Below are 17,859 nucleotides of genomic sequence, written 5' to 3'. Positions count from 1 at the left end.
CTTAGGTTACTGGGGCTTGCCGTGGTGCTGGGCCCCGACCACCAACTGCAAAGAGAGGGTATTGTCTGGCGCCTCCTGCAACGTGAAGGCATGACCCTGGCGTTGCAGATAGGCGGGAATGTCCTGCCGGGAGCCGGCATCGGCCAGCCGGATGGACAGGGATTGACCGGCGTTGGCCTGACGCAGCCAGAGCTTGAGCCGGATCAGCGGCTCGGGGCAGCGCCAGGGGGTCAGGTCGAGGTATTCCATGGAGGCTCCATCGCGCGTGAGGCGGCTATTATGGCCGTGATGAGAGCGCGAAACAACGCTTGTAGCCCTTGATGGGCAAGGGTATTCTGCCGGTGTCCCGGTAGGGTCTGATTGGAGATAGAGATAACGTGGCACGCTTTTCCCCCCTGATGGCATCGCTCCCCCTGCTGGCTTCCCTGATGGGTGCCACTTTCCATGCCCAGGCCAACAACCAGCTTCCCGACATCGGCACCGCCGGGGTGGCCGCCCTGCCCATCGAGCAGGAGGTGCGCTACGGCAACGCCTTCATGCGCTTTGCCCGGGCCGGCTTGCCGATCATCGATGATCCCGTCTTGAGCCAGTACATCGACGATCTGGGCCAGCGGCTGCTCTCCAACGCCGATGGCGTGCGTTTCCCGTTCACCTTCTTTCTCATCAACGACCCCAGCATCAACGCGGCCGCCTTCCTCGGCGGGCGGGTCAAGGTGCACACCGGCCTGTTTCTCTATGCCGACAGCGAGAGCGAACTCGCCTCGGTACTGGCGCACGAAATCACCCACGTGACCCAGCGCCACATCGCCCGCTACATGGAAGCGCAGGCGAGCAGCTCCGCCATGACCCTGGCCGGGCTGGTGGGCTCCATCGCGCTGGCGGTGATCAACCCCACCGCGGGCATCGCCGCGCTGCAGACCACGCTCGGTCTCTCCATGCAGTCGGCCATCAACTACACCCGCGACAACGAATACGAAGCGGACCGGATCGGCATGAAGACCCTCTACGACGCCGGCTTCGATCCCATGGGCATGGCCAACTTCTTCCAGAAGCTGGCGGCCGAGTACCGCTACGCCAGCAAGCCGCCTGAGATGCTGCTGACGCATCCGCTGCCGGAGACCCGGATCAGCGAGGCGCGCGCCCGGGCGGGCAGCTATGGCCGCCGGGATCTGCCGCCGAGCCTCGACTTCTGGCTGGCCAAGGTGCGCATTCAGGTGCGTTTTGGCACCGAGAGCCCGCAGGCCCTGCTCACCTATTTTGACAACCGCCTGCAGAAGGGGGACTACCCGCTCAAGGATGCGGCCACCTACGGCAAGGCGCTGGCGCTGCTGCAGCTCAAGCGCACCGACGAGGCCGATGCCCTGATGCAGGAGCTGGCGACTCGCCACCCCGAAGATCTGTTCGTGGTGGATGCCCTCACCGACATCGACTTGGCCAAGGGGCGCAGCGCCCAGGCCATCGCCCGGCTCGAGAAGTTCCGCACCCGCATGCCGGACAACGAGGTGGTGGTGGTGAACCTCGGCAACGCCTATCTGGAAGGGGGCAATTACAAGAAGTCCATCGCCATTCTCGACCCCTATGCCCGCGAGCACGAAGAGAACAACCTGGCCTGGAGCCTGCTCTCCGATGCCTATCGCAAGGCGGGCAGGATGACCGATCTGCACATGGCACGGGCCGAGATGCTCTCCCTGCGCGGTGACTACCAGGCGGCCATCGACGAGCTGATCGTGGCGCGTGGCACCACCAACGACAAGTTGACCCTGGCCAGGCTGGAGGCGCGCATCACCGAGCTGGAGCGGGCCAAGAAGGATCTCGACAGCCTCAAGGGTTGACGGGCCAGCGGCTCTCACTCGTGACAAGGGCGCACCTCGGTGCGCCCTTGTGTTTTATGATGGCGAAGAGAATGGCGGGAACGCCAGCCGGCTGGCTTTTTCGCAAGGGTTTGGGCGCTCAGCGGCCCACCGGCTTGACGGATGCCCTGAGGACCTCGAGCCGCGATGGGGTGAGCTCGCCCACCAGGGTTTGCCGGAGCTTGCCCTCGCCATCGAGCAGATAGCTGGTGGGCAGCCCGGCGGGGCGGGGGAAGGGGAGGCTCGCCTCCTGCCGGGCGATGAGCAGCGGCACCTCGATGCGGTACTGCCCGGCCAGTTCGGCGAGCTCGGCCGGGGTGGCCGGGTCGTAGTTGACCATCACCACGGCAGTTTGCCCCTCTCGCGCCAGCGCCTCCAGCAGCGGTATCTCCCGCAGGCAGGGGGCACACCAGGGGGCGAAGTAGTTGACCAACAGCGGCTTGCCGGCAAAGTCGGCCAGGGCCACCGGCTGGTTCTGGCTGTCGGTGAACGGAGGGGCCGGGTGGCAGGCCGTCAGCAGGCCGGCCACAATCAGCCAACAAATTCGTTTCAATTCCTGCACTCTCGCGCTTACCCTGACCATCAGTTTCCCCTACAATAGCGCCGTTTCTTGTCCCATCTTGCGATTAATCAGGGAGTTATCATGAGCGAGACCCAAATCTACCACAATCCGCGCTGCTCCAAGAGCCGTGAAACCCTGGCCTTGCTGGAACAGCACGGGATCGCCCCGGATGTGGTGCTCTATCTGGAGCAGGCCCCGAGCGAGGAAGAGATCCGCACCCTGCTGAGCCAGCTGGGGTTCAGCGATCCACGCCAGCTGATGCGCACCAAGGAAGATCTCTACAAGGAGCTGGGGCTTGCCGAGGTGAGCGGCGATGACCTCATTCGCGTCATGCATCAGCATCCCAAGCTCATCGAGCGGCCCATCGTCATCAAGAACGGTCAGGCCCGCATCGGCCGTCCGCCCGAGCAGGTGCTGGAGATCCTCAAGTGAGCACCCGCTTCGCCCGCCTGCTGACCCTGGTCGGCTTCTTCGGCCTGCTGGGCTGGGTCATCCTCTGGCATCTGTGGCTCTCGCCCCATCCGGACCTCAACCCCTGGCTGCTGCCGGTGATCTGGACGGTGCCGCTGCTGTTCCCGCTCAAGGGGATCGTGCAGGGCAACCCCTACACCCACGCCTGGGGCAACTTCGTGTTGATGCCCTACTTCCTGCATGCCCTGACCCTGATCACCACGGATGAGGGGGAGCGGTGGCTGGCGGTGGTGGAGCTGGTGTTCACCGTGCTCGCCTTCATCGGCACCATCTATTACGCCCGCCTGCGCGGCCGCGAGCTGGGCCTGAGCATTCGCAAGAAGAAGGGTGAGCCTTCGGCGCAAGATCACTGAGGCCCGCGTCAGCGTGCCTGCTCTGTGCAAACCGGACCTGGCGTCCGGTTTTTTTTATGGATGCGCAGCCCCGGCATGACACGACCGGGGTTGACCTGACTGCTGGTGGGGCAAGGGCTTGCTGGCAACGCAGATGTCCGCTGTATCTCGCTGATCTTGCAGCAACTATGTCGACCTGATCACATCTTGGCCGCCGCGAGGTGGGAGGGGGGCGGGCCGCTGACTATCCTCATTAAGCTCCCATACAGCGGCAGCCGTTAGCCTGTCGTTTTCACCAGCCTTGAGTGATGCACCCTATGAAACGCCAATCCCGCCCCCTGTTTCAGAAAACCCTGTTGGCCTTGACCATGGCCCTGTCGGTCAGCTCGCTGGCCGAGGCCTGCACCCGCGCCGTTTATCAGGGCGATGGCGGTCTGGTGGTGACCGGCCGCACCATGGACTGGCGCGCCGCCATGCCGACCAACCTCTGGGCCTTGCCGCGTGGCATCGAACGGAGCGGGGCGGCCGGCCCGCACTCCATGACGTGGAACGCGCGCTATGGCTCCCTGGTCGCCGCGGGGTTTGACGCGGGTACCGCCGATGGCATGAACGAAAAGGGGCTGGTGGCCAACCTGCTCTATCTGACCGAGTCCGAGTATGTGACTCCAAGCAACAAGGATCCGCGCAAGACGCTCTCCATCTCCCTCTGGGCCCAGTATGTGCTGGACAATTTTGCCACCGTCAGCGAGGCGGTCGCCGCCCTGTCGAAGGACGAGTTCTATGTGGTGACCACCCTGACGCCGGATGGCAAGCCGGGCCAGCTGCACCTCTCCATCTCGGATGCCAGCGGTGACTCGGCCATTTTCCAGTACGTGGATGGCAAGTTGCAGATCCACCACGACCGCAGTTATCAGGTGATGACCAACTCCCCCGTGTTCGACAAGCAGCTGGCACTCAACGAGTACTGGGAGGAGATAGGCGGGCTCACCATGCTGCCGGGCACCAACCGGTCGGCGGATCGTTTCGCCCGGGCCTCTTTTTATATCAAGACTCTGCCCAAGACGGATCAGGCCAATGAGGCCGTGGCCGGTGTGATGAGCGTGATGCGCAACGTCTCGGTGCCCATGGGGATCAGTACGCCGGATCAACCCAACATCTCCACCACCCTTTGGCGCAGCGTGTCGGATCAGCAGCATCGCCGCTACTTCTTCGAGCTGACCCATTTGCCCAACACCTTCTGGGTGAGCATGGACCAGCTGGACTTGAGTGCGGGCGCCCCGGTCAAGAAACTCCCGCTGACCGAGCGTCAGCTCTATGCGGGGGAAACGGCGGACAAGTTTGTGCCGGCCAAGGCGTTCACCTTCCTGCCTGCCACGCCAGGGGCCTGATGAAGCGTTGGTAGAAGGCCCCTCACGGGGCCTTTTTTATGGCCGCAAGCCGGCGTGGCCGCCGGTCTCGCGATAGTGGGCCAACTGCTGCACGCTGTGGCTCATCAGCTGGGGGTAGAAGCGCAGAAAGCCCGCCTCGCACCCTTGCCATTGCACTTGCTTGAGGGTGAGCAGCGCATCGCCGAGCGGCAGGGGACGGCGCAGCCGGCGGCCGATGCCGTTGAGTGCCTGCGCCAGCCCCTCTCTGTGCTGATAGGCGGCGATCCAGTTCTGCTCCGCCATCCGTCTGAGGGGCAGCGGCAACCCATCAGGCAGGATGTCTGCATCCACCAGCAGGTGCCGGTAACTCTGCTGCAGGAAGCGGGGCAGGGCCTCGTCATGAAACTGCGGCCAGTGCAGGCTGAGCCAGTGGTCGTAGAGCATGTCCACCAGGATACCGCCAAAGCGGCGCCAGGGGGCCTCGAAGCAGGCCACCGCCGCCCTGTGTTCGGGGTGACTGTCGGTGAAGGCATCTATCTTGCGGTGCAGCCAGATCCCCTCGTCGAGTTCGGTGCCGAGCGCGCTTGGCAGGGCGCCCTTGACGAAATCCCCCAGCAGGTTGCCGGTGAGGGAGCTGTGGGTATGGGCTGCCAGATGCAGGTGAGCGAGATAGTTCATGAAGGGTGACGTCAGCCAGGGGGATTGTCGCTGAGCCTAGCGGATCCGGCGGCCCTTGCCTACGGGAACGGGCGCTTGGCCGTGCGGAAGTGCTTCCCTCCATGACCGCCGGCTGGGTAGAGTGCAGCATGGCTGGCGCTTTGTGGCGCCCATCATCATCACGAGGAGCATGCACATGTTGACCCTGATCGAGGGCGCCGAACTCTACGGCCCGATTGCGCTGGGCCGCCAGGATCTGCTGGTGGCCGATGGCCGCATCGCCTGGCTCGGCCGGGGCTTGTCAGTCCCCGCCGACTGGCCGCTGACGCGGGTGGACGGCCGCGGCCGCTATCTGGTGCCCGGGCTGGTGGATCCGCTGGCCCACATCACCGGCGGTGGCGGCGAGGGGGGCTTTGGTTTTCGCACGCCGGAGCTGGCGGCAAGGGAGGCGCTGAGCGCAGGGGTCACTACCCTGGTGGCGGCGCTCGGTACCGACAGCCTGACCCGCAGTCCGGCTCAGGTGCTCGGCAAGGTGCGCGAGTTTCGCGCCGCCGGGGTGAGCGCCTTCATGTATACCGGCTCCTACCATCTGCCGGTCAAGACCCTCACCGGCACGGTGGAGTCGGACATCATGCTCATTCCCGAGGTGCTGGGGGTGGGGGAGGTGGCCATCAGCGATCACCGATCCAGCGCGCCGACCCACGACGAGCTGGCGCGGCTGGTGAGCGAGGCGCGGGTGGCCGGGCTGCTCGCCGGCAAGAGCGGGGTCAGCTTCTTTCATCTGGGGGACGGGCGCGGGGCGCTGGCGCCGCTGCGGGCTTTGCGCGATGGCACCGACATCCCGCTGCGCCAGCTCTATCCCACCCATTGCAACCGCAACCCCTGGCTGTTTGCCGAGGCCATCGAGTGGGGCCGGGCCGGTGGCTGGGTCGATCTCACCACCTCGAGCTTTCCGGACTTGCTGGACGATGGCGAGCAGCTGGCGGCCGACGCCCTGGTGGAACTGCTGGCGGCCGGAGTGCCTGCCGATCGTATCAGCTTCAGCTCGGACGCCAACGCCAGCCTGCCGCGCTTCGATGGCGAGGGGCGTCTCATCGAGCTGCGCTGCGGCCAGATCGGCAGTCTGTGGCAGGCGCTGGTGGAGAGTTGCAGCAAGGGGGTCGCGCTGGAGGTGGCGCTGGCGGTGGTGACGGCCAATCCGGCCAGGGCGCTGGGGCTGGCGACCAAGGGCACGCTGGCGGTGGGGCAGGATGCGGATCTGCTGCTGATCGACCCGGCCACTTTGGCCATCGAGCGGGTGATGAGCGGCGGCCGCTGGCGCACCTGAAGGCCGCTAGTTGACGGCGGGGCTGTCACGCCCGGTTCCCCCTCTTTTAAACGACAAGCCCGGCAGCAGTGCCGGGCTTGTCGTTGGCGCTTGGCCGCTCAGGGGCAATCAGATGGCCAGGAAGCCCAGGATCAGGATGGGGCCGAGCAGGCTCAGGATAAAGCCGGAGACGATGGCCACCGGCACCACCTGGATGCCGCCGGATTTCTGGATGACCGGCAGGGTGAAGTCGAGCGCGGTAGCGCCGCCATAGCCGATGGCTGCGGAGGGGTGACGGCGCATCAGCATCGGAATGATCAGGATGGCGATGAGCTCGCGCCCCAGATCGTTGATGAAGGCAGCGGAGCCCAGCACCGGCCCCAGCTTGTCAGCCACCAGGATGCCGGAGAGCGAATACCAGCCGAAGCTGGAGCTGAGGGCCAGGCCATGGGTCAGCGGCATGCCGAGCAGTTGGGCGGCCAGCAGGCTGCCCAGCCAGCTGCTGAGGATGACGGTGACGGCGATCTTCATGCCCCAGGGGTTGAGCAGGATCTGGCGCAGCCGCATGCCGGAGTTGCGCATCTGCACCCCGATGAGAAACAGCAGCAGCATCAGCGCCCACTCGCTCCACTTGTCGATGGGCAGGGCGCGCAGGTCGACCAGCAGCCCCAGCAAGACACCGCCCAGCACCACGAAGCAGAGCTGCAGCGACTCCCACAACAGGTGCAGCTTGCTCGGCATCTGGCCGTCACTGGCCTCGTGGGTGGGAGGTGAGCGCCGGTCCAGCCACCAGAGGGCCAGCAGGTTGCACAGGGTAATGGCGGCGAGCATCACTCCCGCCACCTTGAAGATCACCGCCAGATTGCTGCCCAGGTTCTCCACGTAGGCGAGCCCCAGCCCCATCAGGAACAAAATGAGATAGACCATCTTGCCCAGCGATTGATTGACCAGCTTGATCAAACGGGCAGAGGAGAGGGGTACCAGATAGCCGATTACCAGCGGCAGCAGGATCAGCAACACATTGAGCAACATCGGGGCCTCGATCACAAAAACTGACAAAAATGACACCTTATCATCACTTATTGGGCCTGTGTCACATATTTGTGTGTTTACCTGCTCCATCCGGAGCTTTTTTATCAATATGTTATGTTTTTGGTGCGAAATGAGGCCCGCTGTTGGGGCGCCGGCCCATTCTGGTGCAGCCAGAACGGGGTCTGACAGGCCCATTTTTCAACAGGATGCGCGTACTGCATGGTTGAATAAAGTCAATCTGGGTGGCTTGCGGTCAAAACGCAGGAATCTTCTTGCCAGCCTTGCGCTGGGGGTATAAAAAGGCGGTGTCGTCAGGCAGGGTGGATTAGCGTTTTATGCAGACAAAGTGCTGAAAAATACCTGTTTGGCCAATAAAAATACAGACAAAACACCAAAGACCTCGGTTCTGTATTGTTTTTTAACTATCCGAGTGATATTTTCGCTGAAGGTTGCCATCGGTTAACTTTTTGTTAAATAAGCGATGGCGTGAGTCACGCCCCAGCGGCGTCTAGGGACAGACAAGGTTGTAATGGATGAGCGACGTTGCCGCACTGGAAGTTCGTGATCTGCACAAGTATTTCGGCACCCACGAAGTGCTCAAGGGCATCGATATGACCGCCCACAAGGGGGATGTCATCTCCCTTATCGGCTCCTCCGGTTCGGGGAAGTCGACCTTTCTTCGCTGTATCAATTTGCTGGAAACACCCTCTTCCGGCACGGTTTCCCTCCATGGCGAACTTATTCGCATGAAAACCAACCGGGCCGGTGAACGGTTGCCGGAGGACGTGCGCCAGGTGGAGCGCATTCGCAGCCGCTTGGCCATGGTGTTTCAAAGCTTCAATCTCTGGTCCCACATGACCATCATGCAGAACATCATCGAGGTGCCGATCCAGGTGCTCAAGGTGCCCCGCGCCGAGGCGATGGCCAAGGCGGAACACCTGCTCAACCGGGTGGGATTGTGGGAGCGGCGCGACTACTACCCAGGTCACCTCTCCGGCGGCCAGCAGCAGCGGGCGGCCATTGCCCGGGCGCTGGCGGTGGAGCCCGAGGTGATGCTGTTTGACGAACCCACCTCGGCGCTCGATCCCGAGCTGGTGGGCGAAGTGCTCGGCCTGATGCGCGAACTGGCCGAAGAGGGGCGCACCATGCTGGTGGTGACCCATGAGATGTCGTTTGCCCGCGATGTGTCGAACAAGGTAATGTTTTTGCATCAGGGCCGCGTGGAGGAGGAGGGCAATCCCAAGGAGATCTTCGCCCATCCCAAGTCCGAACGGTTCAAGCAATTCATCTCCTCCATCTATTGATGGCCGGAGCTGAACCCCAATAATCTGCAATTGCAACAGTCGATGACTTTATCAAGGAGAGATACATGAACAAGCTGATGCTGGCGACCGCCATAGTCACTGCCCTGTCTTCCGGCAGCCTGATGGCCAAGGAGTGGAAAGAGGTGCGGATCGGGGTGGAAGGTGCCTATCCCCCCTTCTCCTGGACCGAGCCGAGCGGCGAGGTGAAAGGTTTCGACATCGACATCGCCAACGCCCTGTGCGAGGAGATGAAGGTGAAGTGCACCCTGATCAAGCAGGACTGGGACGGCATCATTCCGGCGCTGCTGTCGCGCAAGTATGACGCCATCATCGCCACCATGGACATCACCGAAGAGCGCAAGAAGAAGGTGGACTTCACCCAGAAGTACCAGCACATTCCGGCTCGCTTCGCCGCCAAGAAGGGCACCGAGATCAAGCTCGACAAGGAGTTCATGAGTGGCAAGACGGTGGCCGTGCAGCGCGCCACCTCCATGGACACCTACATCACCGACAACTTCCCCAACGCCACCATCAAGCGTTACGGCACCGCAGACGAGGCCTATCTCGATCTGAAATCCGGCCGGGTTGACTACGTGATGGCCGACTCCGCCGCCATCAGCGACGGCCTGCTCAAGAAAGAGGGTGGCGATGCGTTCGAGTTCATCGGCCCGAAACTGACCGATCCCAAGTGGTTTGGCGAGGGTGCCGGCATCGCGGTGCGCAAGGCCGACAAGGATCTGAAAGAGAAATTCAACGCCGCCATCCTGGCGCTGCGTGCCAACGGCAAGTACAAGGCGATCAACGACAAGTACTTCGACTTCGACGTGTACGGCGAGTAACCCCGAAGGCGCGCTACCGCGGTAGCCGCCGGCGCAATTGCGGCGAATCATCACGACAGGTTGACCCTAGTCTGTAGTCATCGGGCCCGTTGTCTCTCGCAAGGGAGCGATGGGCCCGCTTAGTTGCAATGGAGCTGCATGTGTTTGGTTTGAAAGGATATTGGGACGGGAGATCCCGCTCAATGAGTTGCAATGGAGCCGCATATGTTTGATTTGAAAGGATACGAAACCTCCCTGCTGGAGGGGGCCTGGGTCACGCTGGAAGTGGCGCTGGCCTCCCTGCTGCTGGCGCTAGTGCTCGGCATGCTGGGAGCGCTGGCCAAGCTCTCCCCCTACAAGTGGGCCCGCGGTTTTGCCACCGCCTATACCACCGTCATTCGCGGCATCCCCGATCTGGTGCTGATGATGCTGCTGTTCTTCGGCGGCCAGGTGCTCATCAACAACCTCTGTACCTGGGTCAACGAGAGCTACAACAACTACCTGCTGGCGAGCAATCCCAATCAGGAGTGGGTCTCCCTGCTGCCCGATTACATCGACATCAGCCCGTTTGCGGCCGGGGTGGCCACCATCGGCTTCATCTTCGGCGCCTACATGACCGAGACCTTCCGTGGCGCCATCCTGGCGGTGGACAAGGGCGAGCTGGAGGCGGCCCGGGCCTTCGGCATGCGGGCAACCCAGGTGTTTGTGCGGATCCTGTTTCCCCAGATGATGCGCCACGCCCTGCCGGGGTTTGGCAACAACTGGCTGGTCTTGCTGAAAACCACGGCGCTGGTCTCCATCATCGGGCTCGATGACATGGTGCGCAAAGCGTCCCTGGCTGCGGGCTCGACCCAGCTGCCCTTCACCTTCTACATGGCGGTGGCCCTGATCTTCCTGATCTTCACTGCGGTCTCCACCTCGGCACTGAAGTGGGCCGAGCGTCATTATGCGATAAAGACGAGGTAAGCCATGGATTTCTCAATCATTCTCACCGAATGGCCCACCTACTGGCAGGGCCTCTACACCACGGTGCTGCTGGTGGCGGCTTCCCTGATCCTCGGGCTGATGCTGGCGGTGCCGCTCGGTATCTTGCGCAACAGCCGCAACTGGCTGATCAAGGGGCCGATATGGGCCTACATCTACTTCTTTCGCGGCACCCCGCTGCTGGTGCAGCTGTTCATCATCTACTACGGCGCCGCCCAGTGGGAGTGGCTGAAAAACAGCATCGCCTGGGATCTGTTCGCCGAAGCCTGGTTCTGCGCCCTGCTGGCGTTCACCCTGAACACCGGGGCCTACACCGCCGAGATCGTGCGCGGCGCCGTGCTCAACATGCCCAAGGGGCAGATTGAAGCGGCCAACGCGTTCGGCATGACCCGCTGGCAGACCCTGACCCGGATCATTTTGCCCAACTCGTTTCGTCGGGCACTGCCGGCCTACAGCAACGAGGTGATCTTCATGCTGCAGGGCTCGGCGGTGGCGGGCATCATCACCATCGTCGATCTGACCGGTGCCGCGCGGATCATCAACTCCCGCTACTACAGCCCGTTCGAGGCGTTCCTGACCGCCGGCCTGCTCTACATGCTGTTGACCTTCGTCATCGTCTGGCTGTTCAAGAAGTGGGAAGCCCGCTGGCACGCCCACCTGCGCCCCCGCACCGTGTAAACGCCATAAAAAAAGCCCGCAATCGCGGGCTTTTTTGTCGCTGCGTGTTGCTCAGCGGCCCAGGTATTCCCGGTCGAAGAAGGTGTTGACCCAGTGGGGGCGGTAGATGGCGAGCAGGGTCATGGTCATGCCGTTGAGCAGCGCTTCGGGGAAGAGCAGCAGTGGCCAGATGGAGAGGTAGTCGGCGCTGATGGTGTACCAGGGGTAGGTGTCGCTGAGACCCATCAGGAGGGCGCTGGCCACCACCTTGACCGAGATGGAGAGGGCGCCGCCAAGAAAGGCCACCACGAACAGGTAGACGAACAGATGGTGCGGCAGCCAGGCCCAGCTGGCCAGAAACAGCAGCCAGGTGGTGGCGACCGGCAAGGCCACGCCGATGAGGGCTTGCCAACCGATCTCGGCCAGCGGGATTACGCCAAAATAGCTGAGCACCAGCAGGGTGAGGCAGGGGGCGAGCAGGGCGAGACGCCAGCCCAGCAGCAGGGTCAGGCTGGTGAGGCCGAGAAAGTGCACGTCCAGTCCCTCGTGCAGGCCGGCCCGCAGGGTCCAGAGCGGCACCAGCACGATGGCACCGCCGAGGCAGAGATGCTGATAGAGCGGATGGTGATAGAGGGTGCGCAGCAAGGTGCCGCGCAGGCTGAATATGAGCAGCAGTACCCAGAGCAGCAGGGCGGCGGCTTGTCCTTCACTCATGGCAGATCCTTGTCCGGTGACGGCATGCAGATGGGCGAAGCCCGATGTGAAAGGGGCCGGCGTTTTCCCGGCCAGCCCCTGAGCTATCAGTATTTTACGTTGTTGTGGTATTTGGCGAGGATGCCCTGGACGCGGTCCATGGTCTCCTTGCTGGGCGGCTTGATCCCGTTGAGATCATAGGTGTCGCCCAGTACGTCCCACTTGTGCTTGCCAAGTTCGTGGTAGGGCAGCAGTTCCACCTTCTCGACGCACTCTCCCAGTTCGGCGATGAATTGGCCGAGCCCTTCGGCGCTCTCGTCGTCATCCGACCAGGTCGGCACCACCACGTAGCGGATCCACATGGTCTTGCCCTTGGCGGCCAGATAACGGGCAAACTCCAGGGTGTACTTGTTGCTGACGTGGGTCAGCGGAATGTGCTTGTCGTCGTTGATCTGCTTGATGTCGAGCAGCACCAGATCGGTATTGTCGAGCACCTTGTCGAGCTGCTCGTCGTAGTGGCGCACGAAGCCGTTGGTGTCGAGGCAGGTGTGGATGCCCTTCTCCTTGCAGGCGGCGAACAGTTCGGCGATGAAATTTTGCTGCAGCATGGCTTCGCCACCGGAGGCGGTGACGCCACCACCCGAGGCATTCATGAAGTGACGATAGCTGGTGATGTCGCTCATCAACTCCGGCACTGTCACCTCGCGGCCGCCCTGGGTGTCCCAGGTGTCGCGGTTGTGGCAGTACTTGCAGCGCATCAGGCAGCCCTGCATGAACACGATGAAGCGTATTCCGGGGCCATCGACGGTGCCGCAGGTTTCAACGGAATGGATCCGGCCAATGACCCCGGATGCATCGGCGGTCACACTGGTTTCAGCGGCGGTGGCGCTGACTTCGACAGTGGGGATCCGATTAATGACAGACATAGACGACTCCAATGATTCGAGCAGGCCGTTATTTTATTACATAAAGCCCTATAAATCCTACATGTTTAGCCCGGTACCGGGGCACCCAGCAGGCTCTCGAGGGCTTTGGCGGTGAGCGGCCGGCTGGTCAGGAAGCCTTGATAATGCTGGCATCCGAGGGATTTGAGGATGGCAAGTTGCTCTTCATCCTCCACCCCTTCGGCGGTGACGGTAAAACGAAAAACCTTGGCCAGTTCCAGAATTGCCTTGACGATGGCCTTGTCCTGTTCGCTGTGTACCAGGGTCTGGATGAAGCTTCTGTCGAGCTTCACCTCGTCCGCCGGCAGGTCGCGCAGATAGGCGAGCGACGAGTAGCCGGTGCCGAAATCATCGATGGAGAGCAGGATGCCGAGCTCCTTGAGCTGGCGCATTCTGGCGATGCTCTCCAGCCGGTTCTCCAGCACCACGGATTCGGTCACCTCCAGCAGCAGGCGGGAAGGAGGCACCCCGGTATCGCGCAGGATGTATTCCACCTGCTGCACGAAGCCGACGGTGTGGAACTGGCGGGCGCTGACGTTGACCGACAGATGGGGAATGGCCAGCCCGCGGTTGAGCCAGAAGCTGTACTGGGCGCAGGCGGTCTTCATCACCCAGTAGCCGATGTCCTGGATGAGGCTGGTCTCTTCGGCAATGGGGATGAACTCCGCCGGCGGCACCATGCTGCCGTCGCTGCGCTGCCAGCGCAGCAGCGCCTCGATGCCGGACAGTGCGCCGTTGTCGACCCGGTATTGCGGCTGATAGTGCAGTTGCAGCTCGTGGTGGCGCAGGGCGTCGCGCAGCTGGTTGTTGAGCGCCAGCTTGCTCTTCTCCTTCTCGGCCATCGCCTCGCTGAAGAACACATAGTTGCCCTGGCCGGATCGCTTGGCCATGTGGGTGGCGGTGTCGGCCTGCTGCATCAGCACCAGGTGATCCTTGTCCTCGCTGGAGAAGAGGCTGATCCCCACCGAGGCGCTGCAGTGCAGCTTGTGATCCTCGATGTCGAACGGAATACGAAACAGCCCCATCAGCTCGCGGGCGAAGTGCTCGGCCAGGATCTTGGCGGTGACATAGCCCTGGCCCAGAGCGGTGAACAGCAGGGCGAATTCGTCCCCCGAGATGCGGGCCAGCACCAGGTTGTCCTGCGGCAGCCCCTTGAGCCGCTCCACCACCGCCTGCAGCAGCAGATCGCCGCAGGCATGGCCGAGGGAGTCGTTGATCGACTTGAAGTTGTCCAGATCCACCAGCAGCAGGGCGCCCCACTGGCCGCTGGCCTCCTGCAGGGTACGCTGCATGATGTCGTTGAGGCTGCGGCGGTTGTAGAGACCGCACAGATCGTCGTAATAGGCGAGCTGCTCGATGTGGCGCGCCGCCTCCTTCTCCTTGCTGATGTCGTAGAAGCTGCAGACGTAGTGGCTGATCTCGCCGTGCTCGTCCTGCACCCCGCTCACCATCAAGCGGACCGGGAACAGGTGGCCATCCTTGTGCAGGCAGCGCTCTTCCCCCATCCAGAACTCCTGGGCCGCCACCGCCTGACGCACATCCTGTTTCAGGTGATCGCCATAGTAGGTGGGCCTGAGCCGGACGATATGCTGGCCGATCATCTCATCGTCGGCAAAGCCGGTGATGCGGGTAAAGGAGTTGTTGACCTTGAGGATGATCCCCTTGTGATCCATCACCAGCAGGCCGTCGTGGGTGTTGAAAGCCACCTCGGCCAGCCGCAAGGCTTCGTCGGCGGCCAGCCGTTGCAGTTCGACGGCGGCCCGCTCGTGCTGGCTGCTGAGAGCGTCGAGCAGCGGCATGGGGTCGGCCAGCGGCGTGTCAAGCAGCAGGGTGAGCTGGCCGATGGGGGCACCGTGCTGGCCGTGCAGGGGAATGCCGACATAGACGTGGGCATTGAGGGCCAGCAGCTGGCTGGCCTGGGGATAGCGCAGGGGCAGGTCTTCCACATAGACCGCCTGGCCGTGCTGGAACAGCTCCTGGCCGGGGCCCGGGTCCATCTGGATGGGTTTGAGCACCGAGAAGGTCTCCCCCTCCAGCACGCAGCGCGGGATCATCCACAGCTCCTGGCCGCGGGGCTGGTACTCGCCGATCCAGCCGATGCGCGCGCCACTGACGCTCATGCCCCAGCGCACCAGCGCGCGGCAATAGGCGATGCCAGTCAGCAGGGTGAGCTCGGCCGGCAGGGCCAGCACTGGGTTGTGCACAGGTTCGGGGAGCGGTTGCCAGTGGCCGAGTAGCTGGGCGCTGTGCCGCACCAGTTGCAGCATCTCCTCGCTGAGCGGAGTGGCGTTGAGGTATTCGAGGCTCAGCACGCCGATGAGTTTTTCCTGCTCCAGCAACGCGCCGTCGAGGCGTGAGCTCACCCCCGCACTGGCCAGATAGTAGTGCTGGCTCAGCATGGGCTGGTGCGCAGCCTCCGAAAAGCTTAGGGACTTGCGGGTGCGCAGGGCGCGGATGTAGCGGCTGTCGCCGCGAATGGCAGCCACTTCGTCGGCCCCCAGGGTGAAGACCGGGGTCAGCTGCTCGCTGCCGAGGGGCCCGTTGGCCTGATAGTGCCAGAGGATGAGGCGATCGGCCCCCAGGCTCTCCTTGAGGGTCTCCAGCATGGCGGCAAACTGCTGCTGGCTCGCCATCTGGCTCAGGCGCGGCAGGTGCAGCGCCAGATCGGCCACCGGCTCCTGGCGCAGGGTCTGCAGGCAGATGAGCCAGAAGGCATCTTGTTCGTGGGAGAGGGCAACGTGCCACTGCTGGCCGGCAAAGCGCAGCACCAGCTTGCCGCCCTGGCCGCTGGTGAGGGCCTGCTCGATGGGCAGGCGCAGCGCATCCGGCAACTGGGCCGGCCAGGGGCCTCTGGGCTCATCGAGCCAGTAGAGCGGGGTTTGCATCACATCGGTCAGGGCGACCAGCCGCTGGCTGCGCACGTCCAGACGAAAGAACAGCGGTGTCTGGCTGGCAGAAGAAAGGTGACTGAGCGCGGTTGACGACATGAACTGATAACATCCTGTTGAACGACTGTCGGGTGGCAAGAATACTGCAAAATCGGTACAAACAAAATTTCATTGAATTCTAAATTAGAAAATACTAATTTAATGGCAATCTGTCGTTGACTGGAGTCTTGCTGATGAAACGGATCCTGATTGTAGGCGGTGTGGCCGGTGGTGCTTCTGCGGCGGCCAGAGCCCGCCGTCTGAGCGAAGAAGCGGAAATTGTGATGTTCGAGCGGGGCGAGTTCGTCAGCTTCGCCAACTGCGGGCTGCCTTATCACATCAGTGGCGACATCCCCAACCGGGATGCCCTGCTGTTGCAGACCCCCCAGAGCTTCAAACGCCGCTTCAACGTGGATGTGCGGGTCTTTCACGACGTCATCGAGATAGACAAGGCCGGCAAGAGCCTGCTGGTGCGCAACCTGTTGACCGGCGAAGAGCGCCGTGAAGCCTATGACGTGCTGCTGCTGAGCCCGGGGGCGGCCCCCATCCGGCCTCCGTTCCCCGGCATCGACAGCCCGGGTGTGCACACCTTGCGCAATATTCCCGACATGGATCGCATTCTGGCGGCGCTGGCGCACGATCAGCCGCGCCATGTCACCGTGGTGGGGGGCGGCTTCATCGGGCTGGAGATGATGGAGGCGCTGCACCAGCGCAAGCTGGCGGTCACCCTGCTGGAGCTCTCCGATCAGGTGATGGCGCCGGTGGATAAAGAGATGGCCAACATGCTCCATGCCCGCATCCGGGAGGAGGGGGTCGATCTGCGTCTGCGTACCGGCCTCTCGGCCATCGAGAGCCTGGACGTGCCGGCCGAAAAGACCTCGGCGGTGGCGACCGCGCAGCGGGGCGGGCTGCGCCTGACCCTAAGCGATGGCTCCCGGCTCGATACCGGCCTGTTGATCCTCGCCATCGGCGTCAAACCGGAAACCCTGCTCGCCGCCAAGGCAGGGCTGGAGCTGGGGCCGCGCGGCGGCATCAAGGTGGACGCCGGCATGCGCAGCTCGGATCCCTTCATCTATGCGGTGGGGGATGCGGTGGAGGAGACCGACTTCGTCACCGGCGAGTCTGTGCTGATCCCGCTGGCGGGCCCCGCCAACCGGCAGGGGCGCATCGCCGCCGACAACATGCTGGGCCGAGCCGAAACCTACAAGAAGACCCAGGGCACCGCCATCTGCAAGCTGTTCGATCTGGCGGTAGCCAGCACCGGTCTCAACGAGAAGCGGTTGCTGCAGCTGGGGCTGCCGTTCGAGAAGGCCTATGTCCACCCGGGCAGCCACGCCGGTTACTATCCCGGTGCTCATCCGGTCAGCCTCAAGCTGCTGTTTGCCCCCGATGGCAAGGTTTATGGCGCCCAGGCCATCGGCAAGGACGGGGTCGACAAGCGCATCGACGTGCTGGCGGTGGCCCAGCGCGCCGGTCTCACCGTGTTTGATCTGCAGGATCTGGAGCTCACCTATGCGCCGCCCTTCGGCTCGGCCAAGGACGTGATCAACATGGCCGGCTTCGTGGCGAGCAACCACTTGAAGGGGGATACCCTGCTCTGCCACGCAGCGGAGGTAGAGGCCCGTCACCCCCATCAGCAGGTGCTGGACGTGCGCAATGGCCCCGAACTCGACAAGCTGGGTCGCATTCCGGGTGCGCTGCATATCCCCCTCGATGAGCTGCGTGGCCGCCTTCATGAGCTGCCCAGGGATAAAGAGCTGCTCATCAGCTGCCAGGTGGGCTTGCGCGGTCATGTGGCCTGTCGCCTGCTGAGCCAGCACGGCTTCAAGGTCAAGAACCTCTCCGGCGGCTTCAAGACCTGGCAGATGGCCACCGCCGAATAGCGTTGGCCCGAGGAGGGCATAAGAGGCAATGTCAACCAAAGGCCACTCCAGAGAGTGGCCTTTTTGTTTTCA

Annotated in this window: 17 protein-coding genes; 10 read left to right on the top strand and 7 right to left on the bottom strand. The window is 63.1% G+C overall.

What is annotated here, in order from left to right; translation table 11 throughout:
• Positions 1–6: 6 nt before the first annotated feature.
• Positions 7–249, bottom strand: a complete 243-nt coding sequence (locus QLG02_RS18800) for a sulfurtransferase TusA family protein (RefSeq protein ID WP_011705565.1) — start codon at positions 247–249, stop codon at positions 7–9.
• Positions 250–377: 128 nt separating this feature from the next.
• Between QLG02_RS18800 and QLG02_RS18795 the strand changes: the two genes are divergently transcribed.
• Positions 378–1,832, top strand: coding sequence for a M48 family metalloprotease (locus tag QLG02_RS18795; RefSeq protein WP_348981351.1), 1,455 nt, complete (start codon positions 378–380; stop codon positions 1,830–1,832).
• Between the two features lie 118 nt (positions 1,833–1,950).
• Here QLG02_RS18795 and QLG02_RS18790 read toward each other — a convergent pair whose 3' ends face one another.
• Positions 1,951–2,433 carry a TlpA disulfide reductase family protein gene (locus QLG02_RS18790; protein ID WP_282465878.1) on the bottom strand — a complete coding sequence of 161 codons (483 nt, stop codon included), beginning with the start codon at positions 2,431–2,433 and terminating at the stop codon, positions 1,951–1,953.
• A 60-nt stretch (positions 2,434–2,493) separates the two neighbouring features.
• On the opposite strand from QLG02_RS18790, the gene arsC reads away from it, so the two are divergent.
• From arsC to QLG02_RS18775, 3 genes are all read left to right on the top strand, one after another.
• Positions 2,494–2,844: an arsenate reductase (glutaredoxin) gene (gene arsC / locus QLG02_RS18785; RefSeq protein WP_282465877.1), complete on the top strand. Its 351-nt coding sequence runs from the start codon at positions 2,494–2,496 to the stop codon at positions 2,842–2,844.
• Complete coding sequence (locus QLG02_RS18780) at positions 2,841–3,236, top strand: DUF2069 domain-containing protein (protein ID WP_016350325.1); 396 nt, start codon at positions 2,841–2,843, stop codon at positions 3,234–3,236. The genes arsC and QLG02_RS18780 overlap by 4 nt, the downstream gene beginning before the upstream one ends.
• A 296-nt stretch (positions 3,237–3,532) precedes the next feature.
• The gene (locus tag QLG02_RS18775) at positions 3,533–4,603 is read left to right on the top strand and encodes a linear amide C-N hydrolase (protein ID WP_282465876.1); all 1,071 of its coding nucleotides are present in this window, start codon (positions 3,533–3,535) and stop codon (positions 4,601–4,603) included.
• Between the two features lie 36 nt (positions 4,604–4,639).
• On the opposite strand, the gene QLG02_RS18770 is transcribed toward QLG02_RS18775, so the two are convergent.
• Positions 4,640–5,260 carry an ACP phosphodiesterase gene (locus tag QLG02_RS18770; protein WP_282465875.1) on the bottom strand — a complete coding sequence of 207 codons (621 nt, stop codon included), beginning with the start codon at positions 5,258–5,260 and terminating at the stop codon, positions 4,640–4,642.
• A gap of 175 nt (positions 5,261–5,435) precedes the next feature.
• Here QLG02_RS18770 and iadA point away from each other — a divergent pair, with 175 nt between their 5' ends.
• The gene (gene iadA / locus QLG02_RS18765) at positions 5,436–6,566 is read left to right on the top strand and encodes a beta-aspartyl-peptidase (RefSeq protein ID WP_282465874.1); all 1,131 of its coding nucleotides are present in this window, start codon (positions 5,436–5,438) and stop codon (positions 6,564–6,566) included.
• Positions 6,567–6,674: 108 nt separating this feature from the next.
• Here the strand turns inward: iadA and QLG02_RS18760 are convergent, their stop codons facing one another.
• Complete coding sequence (locus QLG02_RS18760; RefSeq protein ID WP_043119622.1) at positions 6,675–7,577, bottom strand: lysine exporter LysO family protein; 903 nt, start codon at positions 7,575–7,577, stop codon at positions 6,675–6,677.
• A 533-nt stretch (positions 7,578–8,110) separates the two neighbouring features.
• Between QLG02_RS18760 and QLG02_RS18755 the strand changes: the two genes are divergently transcribed.
• From QLG02_RS18755 to QLG02_RS18740, 4 genes are all read left to right on the top strand, one after another.
• Complete coding sequence (locus QLG02_RS18755) at positions 8,111–8,881, top strand: ABC transporter ATP-binding protein (RefSeq protein ID WP_011705574.1); 771 nt, start codon at positions 8,111–8,113, stop codon at positions 8,879–8,881.
• A 65-nt stretch (positions 8,882–8,946) separates the two neighbouring features.
• Complete coding sequence (locus tag QLG02_RS18750; protein WP_011705575.1) at positions 8,947–9,720, top strand: ABC transporter substrate-binding protein; 774 nt, start codon at positions 8,947–8,949, stop codon at positions 9,718–9,720.
• A gap of 204 nt (positions 9,721–9,924) precedes the next feature.
• Positions 9,925–10,665 carry an ABC transporter permease gene (locus tag QLG02_RS18745; protein ID WP_011705576.1) on the top strand — a complete coding sequence of 247 codons (741 nt, stop codon included), beginning with the start codon at positions 9,925–9,927 and terminating at the stop codon, positions 10,663–10,665.
• A gap of 3 nt (positions 10,666–10,668) precedes the next feature.
• Complete coding sequence (locus QLG02_RS18740; protein ID WP_039214955.1) at positions 10,669–11,361, top strand: ABC transporter permease; 693 nt, start codon at positions 10,669–10,671, stop codon at positions 11,359–11,361.
• Between the two features lie 51 nt (positions 11,362–11,412).
• Here the strand turns inward: QLG02_RS18740 and QLG02_RS18735 are convergent, their stop codons facing one another.
• The 3 genes from QLG02_RS18735 to QLG02_RS18725 form a co-directional block, all read right to left on the bottom strand.
• Entirely contained in the window at positions 11,413–12,054 is a 642-nt protein-coding gene (locus tag QLG02_RS18735) for a hypothetical protein (protein ID WP_282465873.1), read from the bottom strand.
• Positions 12,055–12,140: 86 nt separating this feature from the next.
• On the bottom strand, positions 12,141–12,959 hold the full coding sequence (pflA, locus tag QLG02_RS18730) for a pyruvate formate lyase 1-activating protein (protein ID WP_282465872.1): 819 nt from the start codon (positions 12,957–12,959) through the stop codon (positions 12,141–12,143).
• A 65-nt stretch (positions 12,960–13,024) separates the two neighbouring features.
• A complete protein-coding gene (locus tag QLG02_RS18725) occupies positions 13,025–15,964 on the bottom strand; it encodes an EAL domain-containing protein (protein ID WP_282465871.1) in 2,940 nt (979 codons plus the stop codon).
• A 134-nt stretch (positions 15,965–16,098) separates the two neighbouring features.
• Between QLG02_RS18725 and QLG02_RS18720 the strand changes: the two genes are divergently transcribed.
• On the top strand, positions 16,099–17,787 hold the full coding sequence (locus tag QLG02_RS18720; protein WP_282465870.1) for an FAD-dependent oxidoreductase: 1,689 nt from the start codon (positions 16,099–16,101) through the stop codon (positions 17,785–17,787).
• Positions 17,788–17,859 lie beyond the last annotated feature (72 nt).

Source organism: Aeromonas sp. V90_14 (assembly GCF_029967615.1).
GTDB lineage: Bacteria > Pseudomonadota > Gammaproteobacteria > Enterobacterales > Aeromonadaceae > Aeromonas > Aeromonas hydrophila.
The sequence above is the reverse complement of the archived record's forward strand: the minus strand, read 5'-3'. Positions and strand labels throughout refer to the sequence as shown.